Genomic DNA, 5,002 nt, shown 5'->3' with positions numbered 1-5,002 from the left:
GTAGCCGGGCGGGTGACTGAGGGGGAACGATGCCGGATCCGAATTCCTGGCTGCACGAAGCCACTGCCACCGCCGAGGGTGGTCACGTCCGTACCGACGACGGCGGCCTGTCCACCGCGCTGGCATCCCCGCTGGCGCCACACTGCACGGGACTGACGCCGGAACAGCTGCTGGCGGCGGCGTTCGCGTCCTGCCTGCACCATGCCGCGGTCGAGGCCGCCGGTCGGATCACCGACGAGGCGCACACGGTCCAGGTACGCGCGGAGGCGAGGCTGGGCCGCGACGGCGACGGACGCTACCGGGCCGACGTGCACGCCTCGATCTCCTCCGCCGGGCTGAACCGCCAGCAGCTCGCCGAGTTGGTCGAACACGCCGACCAGCTCTGGCCGTTCTCCAGCGGCGACAACAGCCGGCACCGGCTCACGGTCACGTCGGCGGAGAACGGCCGGCGCTGAGCGGGCCGGCGCGGTCGACCCACGCCGGCCGGACCGATCGGTCGTCCGACGGTCCCCCGAACACCCGAGTGGCTCGGGGGGCTACGGCGGGACCGGGCGCGGTGGCGGGAAATCCCGTTCACCCGGACAAATGCCAAATAACGGGAATAAACGCATCGGCGGATATCGCAAGCTTGGTTGCCTTCCGGGGTATTTGTCCGGGGGAAATCCGCGAACTGTGACGCATGCCACCAACCGGTCCGATGGCAGGGCGCGAGCGACTATCTAGCCTCGGCGGGTGCGCCCCTACGACTCCGCTGAACAGAAGCAGGCCCACGAGCACCCGGATGGCCGTCCGGCCGGTGCCACCTCCACTGAACGGGTGGTCGGCCGACACCGCCGTCCCGACCCGCCGCGCGCCGCGCTGCCGCTGCCGAGGTCCACGCCGGTGCGCGCGGCGCTGATCACGGGTTTGAGTTGCTGCCTCGGCGTCGCCGCGTTCGCCGGCACCTGGCAGGCCGGCGGCCCCTCGGAGCCCGTTCAGGGGGCCCTCGCCGATCGGGCCGCAGCCGCCGCCGAGGCCGAGCAGCGTGCCTCCCGCTCGCTCGACCGCTCCCCGGCGGCCCCGATGACCATCTTGCCCAGCCCGACGGCGAAGCCCAGCCCGAGCGCCACCCGCAAGCCGAAGCCGAAGCCCGCCAAGCCGGTCCGCCCCCGCCCGGTCGCCGGACTCAGCCAGCTTCAGATGGACAACGCGAAGATCATCGTCGACGTGGGCCGGGGCATGAAGATGCCCCGGCGGGGCCTCGTCGTCGCGGTGGCCACCGCCATGCAGGAGAGCGACCTGCGCAACCTGGCCAGCGACGTCCTCCCCGAGTCCGCCGACTATCCGCACCAGGGCAGCGGCTCCGACCACGACTCGGTCGGGCTGTTCCAGCAGCGGCCCAGCAGCGGCTGGGGCACGGTCCGGGACCTGATGCGCCCGACGTACGCGGCCCGGGTCTTCTACGAGGCGCTGCTGGAGGTCCCCGGCTGGGAGGAGATGAGCGTGACCGCCGCGGCCCAGTCCGTGCAGATCTCGGCGTTCCCCGACGCGTACGCGCAGCACGAGGAGCGGGCCACCACGGTCGTCGCGGCGCTGACCTGAGCCGGCTCAGGCGAGCCGGGTACCCCACTCGCCCGGCGGCTCGACGTCCACGCCGGCGACGACTCAGCTCGTCGGCACCCCACCGTTCGGCAGGGCCGCCGCAGCCGTCGGCGTGTCCGCCGCCACGGCCGGCCCGGCGAGGATCTCGTCCACCCGGGCCTCCCGGCGCCGGCGGGCCGTCAGCGCAGCCTCGACGTCCCGGCGGGCGCGCAGCGCCTCGGCGTACGCCCGCTCGCGGACGTGCCGGGCCTCCTCGCGGGCCGCGTCCAGCTCGAAGCGGGCCCGCGCCAGGATCTCGGCGGCCTCGGCGACGTCGCCCACGGCCGTTCGGGCACCGTCGGCCCCCGTCGCCGGCTCGTGCCCGCGCTCGATTAGAGCGCACAGGTGGGTCGTCTCGTCCCGGATCCGGTCCCAGTCGCGGCCCGACGCGGCACCCTCCGCGCGCGCGGCCAGCCGGCTCAACCGGACCGCCAACTCGTCGAGGCAGGAGTCGACCTGCCGCCGGTCGTAGCCGAACTCCACGACGGAGAACCTCATACTGTCGCCCCCAGGCAGCCCGGTGTTTTTTCCCCACCGCAGATCCTCGGCGGCGCTGGGGGGCCGACGAGGACGTTCGGGAAAAATGTTCAGCATCCGAGCGGCGACGCTCGCGCGGGTGTGGGGACCGTCAGACCCGCTTGGGCAGCACGACGACGCGGCCGAAGAACTCGTCGATGCGGCGCACCACGCCGTTGAAGTCGTCCAGGTCGATCGGTTTGGTCACGTAAGCGTTGGCCTGGAGCGTGTAGCTGCCGACGATGTCGGTGTCGGCGTTGGAGGTGGTGAGCACGACGATCGGAATGGTCCGCAGGTCGTCGTCCTGCTTGACCTCGCCGAGCACCTGCCGCCCGTCCATCCGTGGCATGTTCAGGTCGAGCAGGATCACGTCCGGCCGGCGGGCATCGGTGTGCCGGCCGGACCGGCGCAGGAACTCCATCGCCTCCCGGCCGTCGCTGACCACGTCGATGACCTTGTCGACGTCGGAGTCGGCGAGGGCCTCCTCGATCATCAGCACGTCACCCGGGTCGTCGTCAACCACGAGGATGCGAACGGGGCCACGGGTGCCTCCAGCCATGGGAACCTGCCTCGGGTCGACGCGGACGGCGACCTCACGATCGCCTGCTGGCGGGGAAATCTAGCCCATCACGGTGCGGACTGCGATGTCGGGTGGGCCGTGTCGGGCTGGTAGCCCAGCACCTCAACCAGCCCCGTCAACCTCAGCACCCGCTCGACCCGGCCGGTCGCGCCGGTCACCCGCAGCCAGCCGCCCCGGGCCGCGGCCTGGTTGTCGCCCCGGACGAACGCGGCGATGCCGGTGGAGTCGCAGAAGGTCAGCTCGGCGAGGTCGACCAGGAGGTGCCGCTCCCCCCGCTCGGTGAGCCGGTCGAGCACCGCGTTGAGCTCCGGCGCCGTGCTCGTGTCGAGCTCACCGGCGAGCCGCAGGCACGCCCCGGCACCATCCTGCTGCGCGTACGTGACGGTGAACGTCAACGTGGTCCCTCTCCGCTCCACCGCAGCCAAATGATTGCAGTGAAGCAAGTATACGCAGGTGGCGGCGGCCACCAGCAGGCCGCGCTCACCGCGTCCGCGCGCCCGCCCCCTCTTCGGGTCAGGGCAGGGTCGGCACCGCGTGCAGGTGCCGGTTCGGTCGACTGTGCGGCCCGCTCGCGCGCAGCGCGAGCACCGCTATGTCGTCATGGTCGCCGTGGGCCAGCCAGTCGCGGATCACCTGCTCGATCCGCTCGGCCAGCGCGGGGGCGGGCATCCGGTGGCAGCCGTCGAGCGTGCGCAGCAGCCGCTCGGCACCGAACTGCTCGTCGCCGCGCCGGCCACCCCGGGCCTCGGTCACCCCGTCGCTGTAGAGCAGGCAGGTCTCGCCCGGCGCCAGCTCGACGGTCACCTCGCCGATGCGCGGGTCGGGCACCACACCGATCAGCATTCCGCTGAGGGCGACCGGCTCCACCTCGCCGGAGACGCGCAGCACGAGCGGCGGCAGGTGACCGCCGCCGGACATGGTCAGGGTGAGCCCGCCGTCACGCCGGGGACGCGCCACACCGAGCACCATGGTCGCGAAGCGGCCCTGCCCGTGCGCCAGGGTGGTCTCCAGCAGCGTGTCGTTGAGCAGCCGCAGCAACCGGCCGGGGTCCGACTCCACCCGGTGCAGCGCCTGGAGGCACTGGCGAAGCTGGCCGGTGAACACGGCCGCCTCGACCCCCTTGCCGGAGACGTCGCCGAGGAAGAACACCGAAGCGCCGTCGGGCAGCCGGTGCGAGCCGTAGAAGTCGCCGCCGATGCGCAGCCCCGCCTGCGCCGGCCGGTACGCCGTGCCCCACTGCACACCGGCCGCCTCGGCCGGCTCCACCGGCATCAGGCTGGCCTGGAGGGTGTCGGCGACCTCGGCCTGGTCGCGGTAGAGCACGGCCGTGGTCAGCGCCGCGCCGGCCCGGGCCGCGAGGGCGCGGACCAGGCCGACTTCGGCCTCGTCGTCGTAGCGGGTCGAGCGGCGCGCGACGAGCAGCGCGCCCGCCGGCAGGTCCCGCCCCGGCAGCGGCACCACGCGGACGCTGACGTCGACGGCGTCCAGGCCGGGCAGCCAGCCGGCCTCGATTGCCAGCTCGACCAGCCAGTCCAGCGCGTGCGGCTCGGCGCCGGCGAGCCCCTCGTCGAGGACCGCCGGCAGGTCGACCGCGTTGAGCACGCCACTGTCGACGTTCGGGGCCTCGTCGTCGGCCCGGGTGGCCCGCCACCAGCGGGCCCGACCGGACCGGGAAGCGAGCACCAGCACGGCCACCTCGGCGAGGGTGGGCACGGCGAGCCCGACGACGGCGGCGGCAGCGCGGTCGGGGTGCAGCGGGTTGCCCAGCTTCTCCCCCACCACGGTCAGGAAGGCCGAGCGGGCCCGCTCGGCCAGCAACGCGTCGGCCCGGGTGACGCTCTCGGTGACGTCCTCGACGTAGCGGCAGCACCGGCCGGCGGACAGCGGCACCTCGCGGACGCGCAGCCGGCGGCCACGGTGGCCGAACTCGCCCCCGGCGCCCGGCGCGCACAGGCCCGCGACGCCGGACGCGGCGAGCCGCTCGCCGACGGTCACCTCGGGCAGCAGCCGCTCGGCGACCGGACTCAGGTGGCGCACCACACCGTCGGCGTCACAGACGATCAGGCCCTCGCGGAAGTGCTCGACGATCTCCGACCAGTCCGGCGTTGGCGGGTTCCGGTCGCAGGCCAGGGGTGGCAGCGCCGCGGCGGGTCGCGGCGGCACGTCGGCGGACCGGGCCGGGGCCCGCGCGGCGCTCGGCGTGGAGATCCGTCCGTCGCCCGGGTCCCAGTCCCTGACGTCGGCAGCAGTCACCAGCGGAGCCCCCACTCCCTCTCGATGCCCACC

6 protein-coding genes are annotated in these 5,002 nt (G+C 73.9%); 2 read left to right on the top strand and 4 right to left on the bottom strand.

Features of this window, described 5'->3' with window-relative positions; translation table 11 throughout:
• The first annotated feature begins 29 nt into the window (after positions 1-29).
• Together E1258_RS29775 and E1258_RS29770 are read left to right on the top strand one after the other, a co-directional pair.
• Positions 30-455 carry an OsmC family protein gene (locus tag E1258_RS29775; RefSeq protein ID WP_132406959.1) on the top strand — a complete coding sequence of 142 codons (426 nt, stop codon included), beginning with the start codon at positions 30-32 and terminating at the stop codon, positions 453-455.
• Positions 456-732: 277 nt separating this feature from the next.
• The gene (locus E1258_RS29770) at positions 733-1,581 is read left to right on the top strand and encodes a hypothetical protein (protein WP_371688703.1); all 849 of its coding nucleotides are present in this window, start codon (positions 733-735) and stop codon (positions 1,579-1,581) included.
• 63 nt (positions 1,582-1,644) lie between these two features.
• Here E1258_RS29770 and E1258_RS29765 read toward each other — a convergent pair whose 3' ends face one another.
• The 4 genes from E1258_RS29765 to E1258_RS29750 all read right to left on the bottom strand — a co-directional run bounded on the left by E1258_RS29765 (position 1,645) and on the right by E1258_RS29750 (position 4,969).
• The gene (locus E1258_RS29765; RefSeq protein WP_132406957.1) at positions 1,645-2,118 is read right to left on the bottom strand and encodes an ATPase; all 474 of its coding nucleotides are present in this window, start codon (positions 2,116-2,118) and stop codon (positions 1,645-1,647) included.
• 130 nt (positions 2,119-2,248) lie between these two features.
• Positions 2,249-2,695 carry a response regulator gene (locus E1258_RS29760; RefSeq protein ID WP_132406955.1) on the bottom strand — a complete coding sequence of 149 codons (447 nt, stop codon included), beginning with the start codon at positions 2,693-2,695 and terminating at the stop codon, positions 2,249-2,251.
• A 68-nt stretch (positions 2,696-2,763) separates the two neighbouring features.
• On the bottom strand, positions 2,764-3,132 hold the full coding sequence (locus E1258_RS29755; protein WP_243715774.1) for an STAS domain-containing protein: 369 nt from the start codon (positions 3,130-3,132) through the stop codon (positions 2,764-2,766).
• 97 nt (positions 3,133-3,229) lie between these two features.
• Complete coding sequence (locus E1258_RS29750; protein ID WP_132406953.1) at positions 3,230-4,969, bottom strand: PP2C family protein-serine/threonine phosphatase; 1,740 nt, start codon at positions 4,967-4,969, stop codon at positions 3,230-3,232.
• Positions 4,970-5,002: the final 33 nt, after the last annotated feature.

Source organism: Micromonospora sp. KC207, assembly GCF_004348615.1.
GTDB lineage: Bacteria > Actinomycetota > Actinomycetes > Mycobacteriales > Micromonosporaceae > Micromonospora.
Note: the sequence above shows the minus strand (reverse complement) of the source record. Positions and strands in the feature narration are given on the sequence as shown.

What these genes read in the sequence shown, in the direction of transcription:
- E1258_RS29775 (WP_132406959.1), top strand. Translation starts at nt 30, where the DNA reads ATGCCGGATCCGAATTCCTGGCTGCACGAAGCCACTGCCACCGCCGAG.
- E1258_RS29765 (WP_132406957.1), bottom strand. Translation starts at nt 2,118, where the DNA reads ATGAGGTTCTCCGTCGTGGAGTTCGGCTACGACCGGCGGCAGGTCGAC.
- E1258_RS29760 (WP_132406955.1), bottom strand. Translation starts at nt 2,695, where the DNA reads ATGGCTGGAGGCACCCGTGGCCCCGTTCGCATCCTCGTGGTTGACGAC.